The sequence below is a fragment of the Demequina sediminis genome, from assembly GCF_030296675.1.
In the GTDB taxonomy this organism is placed as follows: Bacteria; Actinomycetota; Actinomycetes; order Actinomycetales; family Demequinaceae; genus Demequina; species Demequina sediminis.
The window spans coordinates 2408256-2425696 of the sequence record NZ_AP027736.1 but is presented as its reverse complement, the minus strand read 5'-3'; the positions used below and the strand labels follow the sequence as shown (position 1 = coordinate 2425696).

General features: G+C 71.5%; 13 protein-coding genes and 1 pseudogene. 8 read left to right on the top strand and 6 right to left on the bottom strand.

Annotated features, from left to right (window positions below; genetic code table 11):
* The first annotated feature begins 17 nt into the window (after positions 1–17).
* The 4 genes from cysD (at position 18) to QUE44_RS12370 (ending at position 3942) form a co-directional block, all read left to right on the top strand.
* Positions 18–947, top strand: coding sequence for a sulfate adenylyltransferase subunit CysD (gene cysD / locus QUE44_RS12385; protein WP_286214899.1), 930 nt, complete (start codon positions 18–20; stop codon positions 945–947).
* Positions 947–2344: a sulfate adenylyltransferase subunit 1 gene (locus tag QUE44_RS12380; RefSeq protein ID WP_286214898.1), complete on the top strand. Its 1398-nt coding sequence runs from the start codon at positions 947–949 to the stop codon at positions 2342–2344. The genes cysD and QUE44_RS12380 overlap by 1 nt, the downstream gene beginning before the upstream one ends.
* 109 nt (positions 2345–2453) lie before the next feature.
* The gene (locus tag QUE44_RS12375; RefSeq protein WP_286214897.1) at positions 2454–3146 is read left to right on the top strand and encodes an ABC transporter ATP-binding protein; all 693 of its coding nucleotides are present in this window, start codon (positions 2454–2456) and stop codon (positions 3144–3146) included.
* Positions 3133–3942: an ABC transporter permease gene (locus QUE44_RS12370; RefSeq protein WP_286214896.1), complete on the top strand. Its 810-nt coding sequence runs from the start codon at positions 3133–3135 to the stop codon at positions 3940–3942. The genes QUE44_RS12375 and QUE44_RS12370 overlap by 14 nt, the downstream gene beginning before the upstream one ends.
* Positions 3943–4230: 288 nt before the next feature.
* Here QUE44_RS12370 and QUE44_RS14450 read toward each other — a convergent pair whose 3' ends face one another.
* From QUE44_RS14450 to QUE44_RS12355, 5 genes are read right to left on the bottom strand one after another with little or no spacing between them, the layout of a single operon-like run.
* Positions 4231–6234, bottom strand: coding sequence for an alpha-1,6-glucosidase domain-containing protein (locus QUE44_RS14450; RefSeq protein WP_433997174.1), 2004 nt, complete (start codon positions 6232–6234; stop codon positions 4231–4233).
* A complete protein-coding gene (locus tag QUE44_RS14445) occupies positions 6195–7238 on the bottom strand; it encodes a hypothetical protein (protein ID WP_433997198.1) in 1044 nt (347 codons plus the stop codon). Before QUE44_RS14445 ends, QUE44_RS14450 begins: the two co-directional genes overlap by 40 nt.
* The gene (locus QUE44_RS14440) at positions 7223–9445 is read right to left on the bottom strand and encodes a pullulanase X25 domain-containing protein (protein ID WP_433997173.1); all 2223 of its coding nucleotides are present in this window, start codon (positions 9443–9445) and stop codon (positions 7223–7225) included. The genes QUE44_RS14445 and QUE44_RS14440 overlap by 16 nt, the downstream gene beginning before the upstream one ends.
* A complete protein-coding gene (locus tag QUE44_RS14435) occupies positions 9391–10533 on the bottom strand; it encodes an alpha-amylase family glycosyl hydrolase (RefSeq protein ID WP_433997172.1) in 1143 nt (380 codons plus the stop codon). Before QUE44_RS14435 ends, QUE44_RS14440 begins: the two co-directional genes overlap by 55 nt.
* Before the next feature lie 43 nt (positions 10534–10576).
* The gene (locus tag QUE44_RS12355) at positions 10577–10813 is read right to left on the bottom strand and encodes a hypothetical protein (RefSeq protein WP_286214895.1); all 237 of its coding nucleotides are present in this window, start codon (positions 10811–10813) and stop codon (positions 10577–10579) included.
* Between the two features lie 42 nt (positions 10814–10855).
* Between QUE44_RS12355 and QUE44_RS12350 the strand changes: the two genes are divergently transcribed.
* The 4 genes from QUE44_RS12350 to rarD all read left to right on the top strand — a co-directional run bounded on the left by QUE44_RS12350 (position 10856) and on the right by rarD (position 16426).
* Positions 10856–12943, top strand: coding sequence for a glycosyltransferase family 2 protein (locus tag QUE44_RS12350; RefSeq protein WP_286214894.1), 2088 nt, complete (start codon positions 10856–10858; stop codon positions 12941–12943).
* Positions 12831–13391 carry an efflux RND transporter periplasmic adaptor subunit gene (locus QUE44_RS12345; protein WP_491375249.1) on the top strand — a complete coding sequence of 187 codons (561 nt, stop codon included), beginning with the start codon at positions 12831–12833 and terminating at the stop codon, positions 13389–13391. Before QUE44_RS12350 ends, QUE44_RS12345 begins: the two co-directional genes overlap by 113 nt.
* Positions 13392–13616: 225 nt before the next feature.
* Positions 13617–15413, top strand: coding sequence for a glycosyl hydrolase (locus QUE44_RS12340; protein WP_286214892.1), 1797 nt, complete (start codon positions 13617–13619; stop codon positions 15411–15413).
* Between the two features lie 62 nt (positions 15414–15475).
* Complete coding sequence (gene rarD / locus QUE44_RS12335) at positions 15476–16426, top strand: EamA family transporter RarD (RefSeq protein WP_286214891.1); 951 nt, start codon at positions 15476–15478, stop codon at positions 16424–16426.
* Positions 16427–16440: 14 nt separating this feature from the next.
* Here rarD and QUE44_RS12330 read toward each other — a convergent pair.
* A pseudogene (locus QUE44_RS12330) lies at positions 16441–17441 on the bottom strand (polyprenyl synthetase family protein).

The following is a 17441-nucleotide window of genomic DNA, read 5'->3' as shown; positions in this document are numbered from 1 at the left end:
ACAAGACAAGGTTCCCCATGACCGACGCACCCGCGGCGCCCACCGGCGCCCCCGCGCGCCTCACCACCCTGGATGCCCTCGAGGCCGAGGGCATCCACATCATCCGCGAGGCGGTCGCCACCGCGCGCAAGCCCGTGCTGCTGTTCTCCGGCGGCAAGGACTCCGTCGTGGTGCTCCACCTCGCGACCAAGGCGTTCTGGCCAGGACGCGTGCCGTTCGAGCTGCTCCACGTCGACACGGGCCACAACTTCGACGAGGTCATCGAGTTTCGCGATCGCACCGTCGAGCGCCTCGGCCTGCGCCTGCAGGTCGCGAAGGTGCAGGACTACATCGACGACGGCCGCCTGCGCGAACGCCCCGACGGCACGCGCAACCCGCTGCAGACCGTGCCGCTGCTCGACGCGATCGCGGGACACAAGTACGACGTCGTGTTCGGCGGCGCGCGACGCGACGAGGAAAAGGCGCGCGCCAAGGAGCGCGTGGTGTCCCTGCGCGACGAGTTCGGCCAGTGGGACCCGCGCAATCAGCGTCCCGAGCTGTGGAACCTCTACAACCCCAAGCACCTGCCCGGACAGCACGTGCGCGTGTTCCCGCTGTCCAACTGGACGGAGCTCGACGTGTGGCGCTACATCGAGCGCGAGGGGATCGAGCTGCCGTCGCTGTACTACGCGCACGAGCGGCCCGTGTTCCAGCGCGACGGGATGTGGCTCACGCCCCACCCGTCCGTGACGGTGCGCGAGGACGATGCCGTGGAGACCCGCACGGTGAGGTATCGGACCGTGGGGGACGCGTCCTGCACGGGGGCCGTCGAGTCGCCCGCCGCGACGCTCGCCGAGGTGATCGCCGAGGTCGCCGCGACCCGCATCACCGAGCGCGGCGCGACCCGCGCCGACGACCGCCTCTCTGAGGCCGCCATGGAGGACCGCAAGAAGGAGGGCTATTTCTAATGGACACCCTGACCACCACGCCCTCGCTCCTGCGCTTCGCGACCGCCGGATCCGTCGACGACGGCAAGTCCACGCTCGTGGGGCGCCTGCTGCACGACACCAAGTCGATCCTCGCGGACGCGTACGAGGCGGTCGCGCGCGTGAGCCGCGAGCGCGGCGGCGAGACCGTCGACCTCGCGCTGCTCACGGACGGCCTGCGCGCCGAGCGCGAGCAGGGCATCACGATCGACGTCGCGTACCGCTACTTCTCGACACCGCGCCGCACGTTCATCCTCGCGGACTGCCCCGGACACGTGCAGTACACGCGCAACACCGTCACGGGTGCATCGACCGCCGACGCGCTGATCGTGCTCGTGGATGCACGCTACGGCGTGGTCGAGCAGACGCGCCGCCACCTCGCGGTGGCCGCGCTGCTGCGCGTGCCGCACGTGATCGTGGCCGTCAACAAGATCGACCTGCTCGACTATGCGGCCGGTCCGTACCGGTCGATCGCGCAGCACGTGCAGTCTCACGCCGAGGCCCTCGGGCTCACCAACGTCATCACGGTCCCCGTGAGCGCGCTCGTGGGCGACAACGTGGCCGTGCGCTCGGAGCGCACGCCGTGGTACGACGGGCCCACGGTGCTCGAGATCCTCGAGACCGTGCCGTCGATCGACGAGGGCGCCGACGCCATCGCCGCGGCTCACCGCCGCGGCATCGCTCACCCGACCGCGGCCGACGCCGAGGCCGCCCAGGTGGGCTGGCGCCTGCCCGTGCAGCTCGTGCTGCGACCGCAGGACGCCGCCCTGTCGCCCGAGTACCGCGAGTATCGCGGCTACGCGGGCCAGGTCGCCGAGGGCACCATCCGGGTGGGGGACGATGTCGTGGTCCAGCCCTCCGGGCGGCGCACCACGGTCGCTGGCATCGACACCGCGACGGGCCCGCTCGACGAGGCGCACGCCGGTCAGTCGATCGCGATTCGCCTCGCGGACGATGTCGACGTTGCGCGAGGGGACCTGCTGTCCTCCGCGTCGGACGCGCTCCAGCCACGCCGCACGTTCCACGCTCACGTCGCGTGGCTCACGGATCGCCCGCTGCGCGTGCGCGATCGCGTGCTCGTGCAGCACGGCTCCGCGTTGGTCCAGGCGATGGTCGTCGCGATCGACGGCGTGCTCGACATCGCGCTGCCGGGAGGCACGCTCGATGCGTCGATCAAGCCGGGGCACGAGTTGCTGCTCAACGACATCGGCGTGGTCGAGCTCCAGCTCGCCCAGCCGCTCGCGGTCGAGGACTACGGGCGTCACCGCCGCACCGGCGCCTTCGTGCTCATCGATCCGCAGGACGGCTCGACGGTCGCCGCAGGCACCGCGCGCGCTCAGGCCCCCGGCCTGGGCGAGGACGCCTACCTGAGCATCTGATGGGCGCACCTGTCGCGATCGCCGATGTGGCGCAGGCGTTCCCCGGCCGGTCCGGGGAACGCCTCGCTCTCGACGGCATCGACCTGTCCCTCGCACCGGGCGAACTCGTGTGCGTCGTGGGCCCTCGGGCTGCGGAAAGTCGACGCTGCTCGACCTCGTGGCGGGGCACACGCGACCCGCGCGCGGATCCGTGGCCGTCGACGGCAGCCCCGTCACGGGCCCCGGCCCCGATCGCGTCATGGTGTTCCAGGAGCACGCGCTGTTCCCGTGGCTGTCCGTCGCGGACAACGTCGGGTTCGGGCTCAAGCAGGCTGGCGTTCCGGCCGCCGAGCGCGAGTCGACCGTCGCGCGCTGGCTCGCCAAGGTGGGCCTGACCGATGCCGCATCGCTCCACCCACACCAGCTGTCGGGCGGCATGCGCCAACGCGCGGCACTCGCCCGCGCCTTCGCGATGCGACCCGCTGTCCTGCTGATGGACGAGCCCTTCAGCGCGCTCGACGCCCCGTCGCGCGACCGCCTCCACGTCGAGCTCCAGGAGCTGTGGCGCGAGACCGGCACGACGATTCTCTTCGTCACCCACAACGTGCGCGAGGCGGTCGCCCTGGGTGACCGCGTCATCGTCCTGTCCTCCGGGCCCGGGCGCATCATCGGCGACGTTCGCGTGTCCCTCGCCCGTCCGCGCGTCGTGGAATCCGAGCGCGTGGTCGCGCTCGCCCAGGATGTGCGCCGGCTGCTCGACGCCGCGGACCAGCTGGGCATCGCGGCGCCGCGCGGTGGGGAGGACGACCATGTCGTCATCTGACGCGTCCCCGGTCGCACGCACGCCCGCGTGGCGTCGCGGCGGGCCCATCGTCGTGGTGGGGCTCGCGTTGTTGGGGCTGTGGGCCCTCCTGTCGCTCACCCTCGACGCGCTCCCGGGTCCGGCCGCGACGGGGGCCGAGCTGTGGCAGATGGCTCTCGACGGGCGCTTCGCGTCGATCTTCGCGCGCGTCACGCTGTTCATGGGCGGCTGCTTCGCGGTCGCCGCGGTGGTGGGCGTCGCGCTAGGGCTCGTGATCGGCTCCCGGCCCGCGGTCGACCGCGGGCTCTCTCCGTACCTCGCGGCCCTGCAGGGCATGCCGACGTCGATGTGGATCCCGGTGGCCGCGATCGTGCTCGGCACCTCCCCGTGGTCGCTCGCGGCCGTCGTGAGCATCGGCGCGATGCCCGCGGTGATCCTCGGCACCCGCACCGCCGTGAAGAACGTGCCGCCGCTGCTGCTGCGGGCGGGGCGCACCTTCGGGGCCGATGGCGGGACGCTGTTGCGACACGTCACGCTCCCCGCCGCGCTGCCCGGCATCATGACCGGTCTCGAGCTGGGCTGGTCGATCGCGTTCCGCTGCCTGGTGGCCGGCGAGATCTTCTCGGGCGCACTGTCGGGCACCGGGATCGGCGACGTGATCCAGCGTTCGCGCGAGACCGGCGACATCACGGAGATGATGGCGACCATCCTCATCGTGCTCGCCTTCACGATGCTCGTGGACCGGCTGGTGTTCGCGCGGGTCCAGCACCGGCTGCGCGTGTCGCGCGGACTGGTCGACGCGGGCCTGCCGCACTGACGCTGCGCCGACTCAGCGCCCTCCCGCGGCTCCGCCACACGCTCACCCTGCCGCGGCTCCGCCACACGCTCACCCTGCTGCGGCTCCGCCACACGCTCACCCTGCCGCGACTCCGCCACACGCCCGCGACGGTGGTGGTCCCATAGCGCGCCGGAATCCCTCGATACCGACCATGGGTGTCCCATTGCAGTGACGGCGTGTGGCGGAGCCGGCGGGGGTAGGAGGTGCCGGCGGGTAGCTCGTGTGGCGGAGCCGCGAAACCGTGTGGCGGAGCCGCGTGGGGGCGGGCTACCCGAGCTCGTGGTGGCGTTGCAGGAACGCCGCCATCGCGTCGCGGGTGATCGACGCGAGCGGTCGATACTCGACCCCTCCGTCCACCTCCCAACCCTCCGTGATGCCCTGGCTCTCGAGCCACGTGATCTCGTCGTAGAACACCCGACCGGGAGCCACGTCGAGGAACGGCGACTCCGCCGGAGCCTCCCACGCGGGCGAGTCCGCATAGCGGTACATGAAGGCCGCCATCGCGTCGCGCGTGATCGTGGCCAGCGGCCGGAACTCACGTCCGCCGTCGACCTCCCAGCCCTCGGTGATGCCCTGCGCCTCGAGCCACGTGATCTCCGCGTAGAACTCGGTGCTGGTGGGCGTCACGTCGAGGAACGGCGAGACCTCCGGGGCCTCCCACTCGGGCGAGCCCGCGTAGCGGTAGAGGAAGGCCGCCATCGCGTCGCGCGTCACGGGAGACAGCGGGCGGAAGGAGAACGTGCCGTCCCCGTTGTCCCATCCCTTCGAGATCCCCTCGGCGGCGAGCCAGCCGATCGCCGCCGCGTGCTCGCTGTACAGGGGCGACTCCGGGTCCTCCGAGACGTCGGCGAAGGCCGGCGCCGGGGCATCGTCCTGGCCCTCGACCAGCACCGCGACCGTGCGCGCGGGCACCGTGACCTCGCCTGCGGCGGCGTCCCACGACGTCGAGCGCACCACGTCATCCGAGCCCTCGGCGAGCGCGGGGGTGAGCGCGAACTCGCGTCCCGCGAGCGCCGCGATCTCCTGCGTGGTCGCCTCGGGCGAGGCGTTGAACACGACGAGCGCGCCGGCGAGGTCGGGGTCGACGTCGGCCCCCACGAGGTCGTCGATGAGCATGACGATCACTCCGGGCGTCGCGTCGGGACCGCTGCCGGGGAAGGACACCTTCTCCGTGATGAGCTCGGCCGAGCCGAGCCGCAGCAGCGGAACCTCCGTGCGCACGCGCAGCAGGTCGAGTGCGGCGGCCTCCGCCTGGGCGATGTCCGCTGCCGTGGGCTTGAGATCTCCGTTCGCGAGCAGCGGCGCCATGACAGACCACTTGCCCTCGTTGTCCGCGGCCGGCGGGAGCCCCGAGCCGAACGTCGACTCCTGGCCCGTCCAGTCGATGCGGTTGAACCAGTCGCCCGAGTTGTAGCTGTTGCGGTCCAGCGACTTCGACCGCAGCAGCTCCGTGCCCGCATGCCAGAACGACGGCGTCTGGGCGAGGGTCGCGGTCGCGAGCGACAGCGTGTTCATGCGGACGCGGTCCTCCATCGACGTGTCGACGGGCAGCTTGAGGACGCTCAGGTCGTACAGCGTCTCGTTGTCGTGAGCGTCGACGTAGGTGACGACCTCGTCGGGCTGGTCGGCGTAGCCGGCGGGCGAGCCACGGTAGTCGAGCTCGTCGCCCGCGCGCACCGTGCCATCCGACGCGAGCAGCTCGAGGTCCCGCAGGTTCCCCGCGAGTCCCAGCCGGACCAGATCGGCCTCGTGAGCGAGCGCCGCGAGCGCCTCCTCGGTGGAGCCGTTGACGGGGTCGCCGTTGGGGTCCGTGCCGAGACCGGTGCCGAATCCCTGACGGAACGTCGACGACGAGTCGACCGGGCTGCCGCCGTGGACGGCATCCCTCAGCCGGTCGGAGAAGGTGCCGATGCCGGTCCCCCCGAGCTGCCCCTGGGTCGCCTGGTCGAAGAGAGCGTTGTCCGCCACCTCGCCGAAGTTCCAGCCCTCGCCGTAGAGGTAGATCGACGAGCCGTCGACGCCGTCCTCGGCGAGCGTGAGCGCGTCGAGCGCCGCACGAATGTCGAGCATGTTCTCGCGAGAGTGGTGGCCCATGAGGTCGAAGCGGAAGCCGTCGACCTTGTAGTCCGCCGCCCACGTCACCACGGAGTCGACCATGAGCTTGCCCGCCATCGCGTTTTCCGTCGCGACGTTCTGGCAGCAGGTCGAGGTCTCGACCGTGCCCGTGTCGCTCAGGCGGTGGTAGTAGCCGGGCACCACGCGATCGAGCACCGACTTCTCCCCTGACCCGACTGCGCGGTGTGGTTGAAGACCTGGTCGAGGACCACCTGGAGGCCGTCCTCGTGCAGCGCGCCGACCATCTCGCGGAACTCCGCGACACGCGCGCCGCCGTCGGCATCCACCGCGTACGAGCCCTCGGGCACCGTGTAGTGGAAGGGGTCGTAGCCCCAGTTGAAGCCGTCGGTGTCGGCCACCGCGGCGACGCATGCCTGCTGCTCCTCCGAGTCGGGAGCCATCGACGCGAGGTCGCAGTCCGGCTGCTGCTGGAGCGTGCGGTCCTCCTCGATGGTCGCGATGTCGAACGAGGGCAACAGGTGCACCGTCGTGATGCCCGCGTCCGCGAGCTCGCGCAGCTGCGCGCGTCCCGCACCCTCGCGGGTGAAGGCGCGGTAGGTGCCGCGCTCCTCGGCGGGCACCGAGGCGTCACCGATCGAGAAGTCGCGGATGTGGAGCTCGTAGATCGCCTGGTCGACCGCGCGGTCGACGACGGGCGCCGGAGTCTCCTCCCACGTCTCGGGCCGGAATGCGGGATCATCGAGGTCGACCGCGACAGAACGCGTCGAGTTCAGCGTCAGCGCGACCGAGTACGGGTCGGTCACTGCGTTGAGCTCGATCTCGCCGCTGCTCGGGGAGAACACCTCGAGCTCCCACAGGTACTCGGCGCCGTCGAGGGAGCCGTCGCCCGCGACGCTCCACACACCGCTGTCCGCGTCCCACGTGGCCTCATGACGCGCGGGGTCTCCCGCCGCACCGGGGCCCCACGTGAGCAGCGTCGCTGCGCGAGCCGTGGGCGCCCAGACGCGGAAGTCGATTCCTCCGTCGCCGTAGACCGCGCCCAGGTCGACGCCGTCGGCCGCCTCCGCGTAGAGGGCGTCGAGGACGCCCGCCACCTGCACGCCCGTGAAGGCCGTCAGCGCGTCACCGTCGCGGCGTGCGACGGCGAGCTCTCCGCGCAACAGCGCGGCCGCATCCTCGCGCGTCAGTTCGACGCGCAGCGCGACATAGCCCTCGAGGGCACGGAATCGCTCGAGCTGGGCCGCGGTGAGGCCCCCTCGACCACGCTCAGCGCGACCGGCTCGCCACCCGAGACGTCGGAGCCCGCCGCCTCGAGTGTCGCGTCGGCGGATCCGTACAGCTGCCAGCCCTCCCCAGAACCCAGGTCTGCCGGCACCGCGAGGGTCTGGGCGTCGATCCAGTACGCGCGCGACTGTCCCGCGCCGGGCAGCGGCGGGTTCGCGACCTCGATCTCGAGCAGGTGCGTCGCGATCTCGTAGCGGAAGGTCACGAGCTCGCCCTCCTCCGTCGAGAACGCGTAGTTCGCGCCGCCGGGCGCGCCGTCCTGTCCGTAGTTCTCCGCCCAGCCCAGCCCGTGCGCGACCTTGACCTCGTAGGCGCCTGCCGGGATGTCGGCCGTCGAGAACTCGTAGACGCCGTCCTTGTCGCCGTCGGCCATGAGGCTCGCGAGGCAGTCGGGTGCCCAGTCCCCCGGGCAGCCGATCTCGGACTGATACGAGCCGGGCAGCGTGACCGCGGGACCCTCCGCGCTCGACTGCACCTGGTTGCTGCGCGAGTCGAAGTAGAAGGTGAGGGGACCACCGTCGTGCGAGATGGCGATGTTGCTGCCGTCCCTCACGGCGTTCGCGCCGTAGTTGATGGTCCAGCTGCCGTCGATCGCGGCCTTGTACTCGTAGTCGCCCGCCGCCACGTCGAACGTCCCTGACCACACGCCGCCGGGACCCTCGGTGAGCATCGCGGCCTCGCACGCCGGCTGCCAGTCGCCCGCGCAGCCCATCTCGGAGTTGAGGCTGCCCGCGATGGTCACGGACTCGATGCCCTGCTCGGGCTCCTCCTCGACCGCGACCGCGACCGCGTGACCCACCGACGCATAGGTCGATGCCGCGGAGCGCTGGCCCGCCGCGTCGACCGTCACGACGCGGTACTCGATCAGCGTGCCCGCGTCGAGCCCGCGCACGTCGTGGAAGACGCGCGGGGTGGTCGTCTCGGACGTGCCGAGCGGCGTCCACGTGTCGGCGCCCACGACGCGCCACGCGAACGACGTCTCGCGCCACGAGTCGTCGACGTCAGCACTCACGGCGACGGAGCCGGACACGCCGGCCCCGGGAGCCGGGGCGACGACGGACACCGGCGAGGCCTCCGCGGGTGCCGTGACCTGGGCATCGGCCCGCAACACGACGGCCCCGAGCGCGGGGACCGTCACCGAGGCGACTCCCGAGGCGTCGGACGCGACCGTGCCCGCGCCGCCATAGAGGGTCTCGAAGGTCGCCCCCGCGGTCAGCGTGGGGATGTCGACGGTCGACTCGGACGCGGAGTTGTTGAGCGCGACCAGGTACTCGACGCGCTGGTCGCGGTCGACGCGCGAGAAGGCGTAGACGCCCGCGCCCGACTCGGCGTAGCGCTCGATCTGCGCTCCGGTCGCGAGCGCGGGGTGCGCCTCCCGCAGCGCGGACAGCGCGGCGATGTGCTCGTACAGCACGGCGTCCGTGTCGTAGCGGTCGACCGCGCCCGCGGTCTCACCCGTGAGCAGCGCCTGGTCGGTGAACTCGTCGACCTGCGACGCGAACAGCGACTGACGCGCGCTCTTGTCATTGCCGGGGTCGGCGCCCGCGAAGCCCTGCTCGTCGCCGTAGTAGACCACCGGTTGGCCGCGACCCAGGAACATCAGCTCGTGGGCGAGCTCGGTGCGCTCGAGGGCGGAATCCGTGCCCTGGAGGAAGTACCCCACGCGCCCCATGTCGTGATTGCCCAGGAACGTGGGCAACGCGCCAGCGGACGTCGAGGGAGTCGTGTAGTAGTCGTCCCCCGCGTACAGCGAGCGCAGGCCCCGCGCGGAGTTGCCGCTCGCGAAACTCACGGCGGAGGACTGGAACGTGAAGTCGAGCACCGAGTTCATGTCCGTGTCACGCACGTATGGCGAAAGCTTGACGGGGTCCGCGTCGTAGACCTCGCCGAACATGAAGAAGTCCGGCTTGCCGTTCGCGTGCGCGTAGTCGAGCACCTCGGTGCTCCACTCCTCCCAGAACTCGAAGTTGACGTGCTTGGCGGTGTCGATGCGGAAGCCGTCGATGCCCAGGTCGATCCAGTCCTGGTACACGTCGACGAAGCCGCCGACCACGGTCGGGTGCTCCGTCATGATGTCGTCGAGACCCACGAAGTCGCCGTACGTGACCGACTCCCCGTCCACGTCGAGTCGCCGCGGTTGTGATAGAGCGTGGGGTCGTTGAGCCACGCGGGGACCTTGGCGTCCGCGTCGGCCGGCGAAATCACGGGCGTGTAGGGGAACGATGTCGCGGCGTCCAGGGCGGGGAAGGTTCCAGTTCCCGCGTAGTCGGCCGGGTCGAACGGCTCGCCGTCCTCGTCGAGGTACGGCTCCACCGACTTCTCGATGTACGCGTACTCGCCTTCCTCGTACGCGATCACGTCGGCGGTGTGGTTGGTGATGATGTCGAAGTAGACCTTGATGCCGCGGTCGTGGGCGTCCGCGATGAGCGCCTCGAGCTCCGCGTTGGTGCCCAGGTGTGGGTCGATCTGCGTGAAGTCCGTGACCCAGTAGCCGTGGTAGCCGGCGCTCGCGTTGACGCCCTCGCCCTGGACGGGGCGGTTCTTGAAGGAGGGGGTCAGCCAGATCGCCGTCGTGCCCAGCCCCTCGATGTAGTCGAGGCGATCATGCAGTCCCGCGATGTCGCCGCCGTGATAGAAGCCCTTGTCCGTCGGGTCGAACCCGTGGTCGAGCCGGTCGCCCTCGATGGCCGCGGTGTCGTTGCTCGGGTCTCCGTTCGCGAAGCGATCGGTCATCACGAAATAGAACTGCTCGTCGCTGCCGGGCTGTCGCGCGGGGGCCGCGACCAGGGCATCGTCCTCGTCCGTGTACTCGCCCCGCACGGACAGCACCTCGAGCCCCACGCGCTTGGCGGCATCGTCGAACACGAAGCGCAACGTCGCGGCCTCGGGAAGCACGAGCGGGATATTGTCGGCGCCGCCGTTCAGCCCGTAGGCCTCGTCCCACGCATCGTCCACCGCGACCTTGTACTCGTAGGTCCCGGCCGGCACGTCGAACTGCGCGGCGTAGAGGTCCGGGGTGTCGGTCGCGAGCAGTTCCGACTCCCCACAGTCGGGCTGCCAATCGCCTGGACAACCCACCTCGCTCTGCAGGTCGCCCACGAGGGCGAAGGAGCGCTCGGCGGCCGATGCCGCGGGAGCGGTGACGACCACGAGGGCGCCGGAGAGGGCAAGGAGGGCGAGGGCGGAGGTACTGCGCGACGGCTTGAACAAGGAGCGCTCCAGGGTCCGAGGGTCCACGACGGTGTGGGCCCGATCACGACGGTGTGATGGTGATCTGGTCGATCGTCGGCGAGCCTAGCCAGATATGCAAGCGCTTGCAAGCCCATCCGGCGGCGCGTGCGGCGGCTCGGCCGTAGCAGAAGGTGGTTTCCGCGCCCCTCTTGACCGATTCGTCCCCTTTGTGGGTACAGTGGGCCAGCCGGAACGCTTCACGACCCGGCACCGCAGGGCGCCCCTCGGGTGCGCCACCGCCGCAGACGTCGATCTCCACCTCATCCTCGCAAGCGCTTGCGCTCCTCGAGAGGAGAAGATCGTGACGTCTCCCGCGCCCGACCGTCGCGCACCCACGGGCGCCGCGCGCTCCTCGGTTCAGCAGTCCCCGGTGATGACGCTGCTCGTGCTCGTCGCCACGCTCGGCATCCTCGTGTACTCGGCGTTCCTGCTCAACCCCGCGAACCGGGGCGACGTGATCCCGTGGGTGCTGGTGATCTCGGCCGAGTCGATCCTGGTCTTCCACGCCCTGCTGTCGATGTGGACCATCCTCGCCGGCGGCAACGATCCGCGTGACTTCACGTATCACCGTGCTCGCGACGCGCTCTTCGGCCGCTCCGGCGCGGGAGACCCCACCCAGTGGCCCCTCGAGATCGCGGGGCGTCGCGTGACCGTCGACGTCTTCGTCACCGTCTACGGCGAGGATGTCGAGGTGGTGCGCCGCACGGTCGCCGCGGCCGTGGCGATTCGCGGCCGCCACCGCACGTGGGTGCTCGACGACGGCCGTAGCGATCAGATCCGCGATCTCGCGGCCGAGCTCGGCGCGCGATACGTGAGGCGGCTGAGCTCGGGCGGCGCCAAGGCGGGCAACGTCAATCACGCGCTCACGCTCGCGCGGGGCGACTTCTTCGCCGTCTTCGACGCGGACTTCGTCCCCGACCCCGCGTTCCTCCACGAGACCATGCCGTTCTTCGCCGACGACGCGGTCGCGTTCGTGCAGACGCCGCAGACCTATGGCAACCTGCACACCACGATCGCCAAGGGTGCGGGCTACATGCAGGCGGTCTTCTACCGGTTCGTGCAGCCCGGGCGGAATCGCTTCAACGCCGCGTTCTGCGTCGGCACCAACGTGGTCTTCCGACGCGCCGCAATTGATGCCGTTGGCGGCATCTACACGGACTCGAAGTCCGAGGACGTGTGGACCTCGCTCGTGCTTCACGAGCAGGGATGGAGATCGGTCTACATCCCGACCGTCCTCGCGATCGGGGATGCCCCCGAGACGGTGGAGGCGTATGCCAAGCAGCAGCTGCGCTGGGCGACGGGCGGCTTCGAGATCCTCTTCACGCACCATCCGCTGAGCCCGCGCAGGCGCCTCAGCGCGGATCAGCGCATCCAGTACTTCGTGACCGCGACGTTCTACCTCACGGGCATCACGCCGCTGCTGCTCTTGCTGGTGCCTCCGCTCGAGATCTACCTCGACCTGCGCCCCATGGACCTGTCGATCTCCGTGGGCACCTGGTTCCTCTACTACGCCGGTTTCTACCTCATGCAGATCGGCCTCGCGTGGTTCACCCTCGGCTCCTTCCGCTGGCAGACCCTCACGCTCGCGGCGGTGTCGTTCCCGATCTACCTCAAGGCGCTCGTCAACGCCTTCACCCACCGCGACGTGGGGTGGCAGTCCACGGGGACGGCCCGCGGCGCGTCGCCGTTCACGTTCATCGTGCCGCAGGTGCTCTTCTTCGTCTTCCTCGCGCTGACGTCGGTGGTCGCGGTATGGCGGGACTGGGGCAACGGGGTGCCGACACTCGCGACGGCGTGGAACCTCACCAACACGGTGATCCTCGGCGCGTTCCTGATGGCGGCCGCGCGCGAGGCTCGCGAGCTCCGCCGCGGTCGCGCCGGGCACGCCCACATCACCCTGCCGCCCGCACCCGCCGAGCCCGCGACCGGGCCCACGGTCGTGGTCGCGCGACCGGCCGCCGCCCCGGGCACCGAGGCGGCACCCCGGCCGGCGCCCACCCCGAACCCCACACGGACCCCGGCCTGGGCCACGGTGCTCGGGCCCGAGGAACGCCCCACGCGCGACGCGCCCGCCGCCCTACCGAGACGGCGCATGAGAAGGAGCTGCGGACATGACATGGGGAAGCCGGGTGAAACTGTTCTTCGGACTCGTCGCCGTGCTGGTCGTGGTCGCGGCCCTCACCGTGATCTTCAACCAGCGCCAGACTCAGGTGCTCAGTTCCTCCTCCCAGATCGAGGCCGAGCACGTGGACGTGGGCACCGACTACGGCGGCCTCGTGGTCGAGCGGCACGTCGCCGAGGGCGATACGGTCGCAGAGGGCGATCGCCTGTTCGAGATCGAGAGCTTGTCGCTCGCGCGAGACGTCGAGCTCGGGCTGGTGGCGGGTGAGGGCGCCGCGGTGGACGCCGACGGGACCCTGCTCGTGCGGGCGTCCGTGTCGGGGACCGTCTCCGCGCTCATGGTCGACCAGGGCGCCTACGCGGGATCGGGCGGGGTCATCGCGACCATCGACCGCACGGGCTCGCTGTTCGCGACCGCTAGCTTCATCCTCTCGCCGCGGGACTTCGCTCGCATCGAGGACGGCGCCTCCGTCGACCTCAGGCTGCCGGACGGCCGCGAGATCACCGGCACGATCGCCGACCTGTCCGTGAGCACCATCGAGGGCGCGGCGCATGTCGACGTCCGCGTCGACTCGGACGCCCTGGTCGAGTCGGATCCCACGGGCCTCATGCGCCCCGGCACGCCCCTGGAGGCCACCATGCACCTGCGTGACGACGGCGTGCTGGCGGGGGTGTCCGATGCCCTGGACGACCTCGCGAGGAGGGTCGGGCTGTGAGCCGGCGGCCCGCGGCTGCCGCCGTCCTCGCGATCGCGCTCGCGATGGCGTTCGCGGTGACGGCGTGCGACGGGGGCGGCCGGCCGCCCGGCCCCTCGGCAAGCACGGAACCGTCCCCCGAGCCGGCCACCCCCGTGACGGTGCCCGCGGCGCGCGTCGACCCCCGACCCCAGCATCCTTCCCGACGCGGCGGCGCAGGACATCCCGCAGCGCATCGCGGACGGCGTGGTGCCACCCACGAACCGGTGGTACTCGGCCCTCGCGTTCGGCGAGCCGGGCCTGCCGGTGTTCCCCGCGCCGCTGTCGGTAAGGATGCTCGACGGCGGCGTCTCACTCGGCCTCACCCGGCCCGTCGCGAGCGCGGATGTGATCCTCGCGCCCGCCGTCGACGCGGTGTCGCTCACGATCGCGGGCGCGTCGGGGTATGGCGAGGTGGTCGAGGCGACGCCGGTCGCGGTCACGGTCGCGCTCGGTCCCGTCAACGTGACGCTCGCGCAGGGCGTACCCGCGGTGGGGCTCGAGTCGACCGGCGGCGCCGTGCTGACCCTCGGCACGACGTTTGCAGCCGTCGACGAGACCCTCGCCACGGCCACCGTCGACGGCACGGAGTACGCGGTCGCCGTCGCGCGCGGCTCGATCGACGGCGACGAGGTGAGCCTCGACCCCGGCGGCTCGGCACATGTCTTCGCCGTCCCCGCGGGCGGGTCCGCGCGGGCGTTCGCCGCGGCGCTGGGGGACGTCCCGCGTGGCGCCGAGGCCGGATTCGCGCTCGGCGACGCGGCCACGACCTCGGTGTCCTACGGCACTCGGCCCACGGTCGTGGCGGTCCCCGAGAGCCGCGCGGCGGGGCTTGACTGTGGCCTGGGCACGTACGCCACCATCCATGGCTCGTACGCGGTGTGCACGGCATCGTCCGTCACCTGGGACGTGCCGCTCGTCGAGCCGTCCGCCGCGCTCGACCTGTCCCAGATCACGGAGGCGCAGCGCGAGCAGATCGTCGCGGCGCTGCGGGCGGATGCCGGGGAGGCGGAGTTGCCCGCCGACACCTACTTCGGGTCGAAGGCCCTCTACCGGCTCGCGACCCTGCTCGCGGTGGCCGATGCCCTGGGCGAGGACGCGATCGCGGCCGATCTCCACGCACGGCTGGCCGAGCAGCTCGACCTGTGGGCCGATCCCGACGGCTGTCGCACGCGCGCCGAGCGGTGCTTCACGTACGACGGGGAGCTGCGCGGGGTGGTCGGGCTCGCGACGGCATTCGGATCCGAGGCCTTCAACGACCACCACTTCCACTACGGCTACCTGCTCTATGCCGCGGCCGTCGCGGGCGCACGCGACGGTGACCTGGCCGCGCGCATCGGTCCCGTGATGGACCTTGTCGCGGAGGACATCGCCGCGCCGGGCACGTCGGACGCGTTCCCGGTGCGACGGGCCTTCGACCCGGTCGCAGGACACTCGTGGGCCTCTGGATTCAGCCCCTTCGCCGACGGCAACAATCAGGAGTCCAGCTCGGAGGCGGTGCTCGCCCACAACGCGGTGGCTCTGTGGGCCGCGGTACGCGGCGACCTCGCCCTCGAGGAGTCCGCGAGGTGGATGCTCGCGGCCGAGTCGGAGGCGGCCCGGCGCCTGTGGCTCGCTCCTGACCTCACCGGTCTCGACGGCTACGCGCATGGAATCGTCGCGATCGAGTGGGGCGCGAAGCGCGACTACGCGACCTGGTTCAGCGCGGATCCCGCCGCGATGCTCGCGATCCAGATCATCCCCGCCCACCCCGCGGCGCCCGCCTACCTGTCCGCGGTGGATCCCGCGCGCATCGTCGCGTCCGTCGAGGAGGCGTGGGGCGACGCCACCCCGACCCAGTTCGCCGACTACCTGCTCATGTACCGGGCGCTCGCTGGCCCCGAACAGCGCGAGGCGGCGTGGCGCGAGGCGGTCGAGCTCCCCACGGAGGCGATCGACGGCGCGGTGTCCCGCACGTGGCTGCTCGCGTGGATCGCGGCGGCGGGGTCCGGCGGCACCGGGTAGCGGTGCCAGTTCAGGGACGGTGGCCCTGATCCCGGGGTGCCACCTGGTGCAACAATCGCAGCGTGACCCCTGCCCTCGACCGCCGCGGCCTGCTCTACGGCGCCTCCGCGTACTTCATCTGGGGGCTCTTCCCGATCTTCATGGCCGCCCTCGAGCCTGCCGGAGCGTTCGAGATCGTGGCGTGGAGGTCGGTGTCCTCGCTCGTCGTGTGCCTCGCGATCGTGCCCTTCGTGCGCGGCTGGGCGCGGATTGTCTCCGTGGTGCGCGATCGACGCGTGATGGCGCGGCTCGCGGTGGCCTCACTGGTGATCGCGGTCAACTGGGGCGTGATGGTCTACGCCGTCGTGACCGACCGCGTCGCGCAGACCTCGCTTGGGTACTACATCAATCCCCTCATCACCGTCGCCCTGGGCGTGGTGCTGCTGGGTGAGCGGTTGCGGCGACTGCAGGTCGTCGCGATCGGGGTCGCCGCGCTCGCCGTCGCGGTGCTCGCGGTCGAGATGGGCGGGCTGCCCTGGATCTCTCTCGCGCTCGCGTTCAGCTTCGCGATCTACTCGTTCGTCAAGAAGGACGTGGGCCACCGCGTCGATGCCCTCACCGGACTGACCGTCGAGACCGCGGTGCAGTTGCCGCTCGCGATAGGAGTGCTCGCGTGGGTGGGTGTGTCCGGACAGGCGACGCTCTTCGCACGCGGCGCCGAGGGCCTGGGCGGCTGGCACGATGCGCTACTGCTCACGACCGGCACGTGGACGGCAGGTGCGCTGCTGGTGTTCGCGGCGGGAGCCCGCAGGCTGCCGCTCAACGTGTCGGGATTGTTGCAGTACATCGCGCCCACCATGACGTTCGCGCTCGCGGTCTGGTACTTCCACGAGCCGATGCCCGCGGGACGCTGGGCGGGCTTCGCGCTGGTATGGGTCGCGCTGGTGATCATCACGATCGACTCGTGGCGCGCCCGCTCGCGCGTGCGCGACCCGCTGGCCGCGCAGTCGGGAGCCGTCACCGAGCCCGTGTAGCGGGCGGCGGCGGGTCAGGCCGCGCGGGCGACGAGCGCCTCGGAGAAGGCCACCAGCGCCGCCTTGACGTCACCCTCGGGCAGCGGCGCGATCGCCTGGGCCGCACGCGACGCCCACTCGCGCGCGAGCGCCGCGGTCTCGTCGACCACGGGGTGGGCCGCGAGGCGCGCCACCACGTCGGCGAGCACGGCATCGTCCGACAGGTCCCCGTCGATCGCCTCGAGAAGAGCGCGGTCGGCCTCGACCCCGGGCCGCCCGCCGCCACCCGGCGGCGCAGCAACAACACGGGCATCGTCGGGACGCCCTCGCGCAGGTCCGTGCCCGGCGTCTTGCCGGTGGTCGCGGCGTCCGAGCGGACGTCGATGACGTCGTCCGCGAGCTGGAACGCGACGCCCGCATACTCCCCGTAGCTCGTCACCTGGTCGACCACGCCCACCGGGCAGCCGCCGAACATCGCGCCAAAGCGCGCGGAGGTCGCGATGAGGGATGCGGTCTTGTCCGCGAGCACCTGCAAGTAGAAGTCCACCGGGTCGTCGCCCTCGGCGGCGCCCACCGTCTCGTGGAGCTGGCCGAGGCACAGGCGCTCGAACGTCTCGGCCTGGATGCGCACGGCCTGCGGCCCCAGCCCGGCGACCACACGCGACGCGCGCGCGAACAGCAGGTCACCCGTGAGGATCGCGACCGAGTTGCCCCACACCTCGTGTGCCGCGGGCGCGCCGCGGCGCGTGGGGGCGGAGTCCATGACGTCGTCGTGATACAGCGTCGCGAGGTGCGTGAGTTCGACCACCACGGCGGCGTCGAGCACCTCGGGGCGAGCCCCGTCGCCCAGCTGCGCGCACAACAGCACGAGCATCGGGCGCAGCCTCTTGCCGCCCGCGTCGACCAGGTGCCGCGACGTGGCATCGGCGAGGGTGTCGGACTGCGCGACGGCGTCGCGCAGCCTCTCCTCGACCAACGCGAGCCGCGGCTGCAGCACCTCCGCCAGCGCGGAGTCGTCGATCGCGAGCGAGGACAT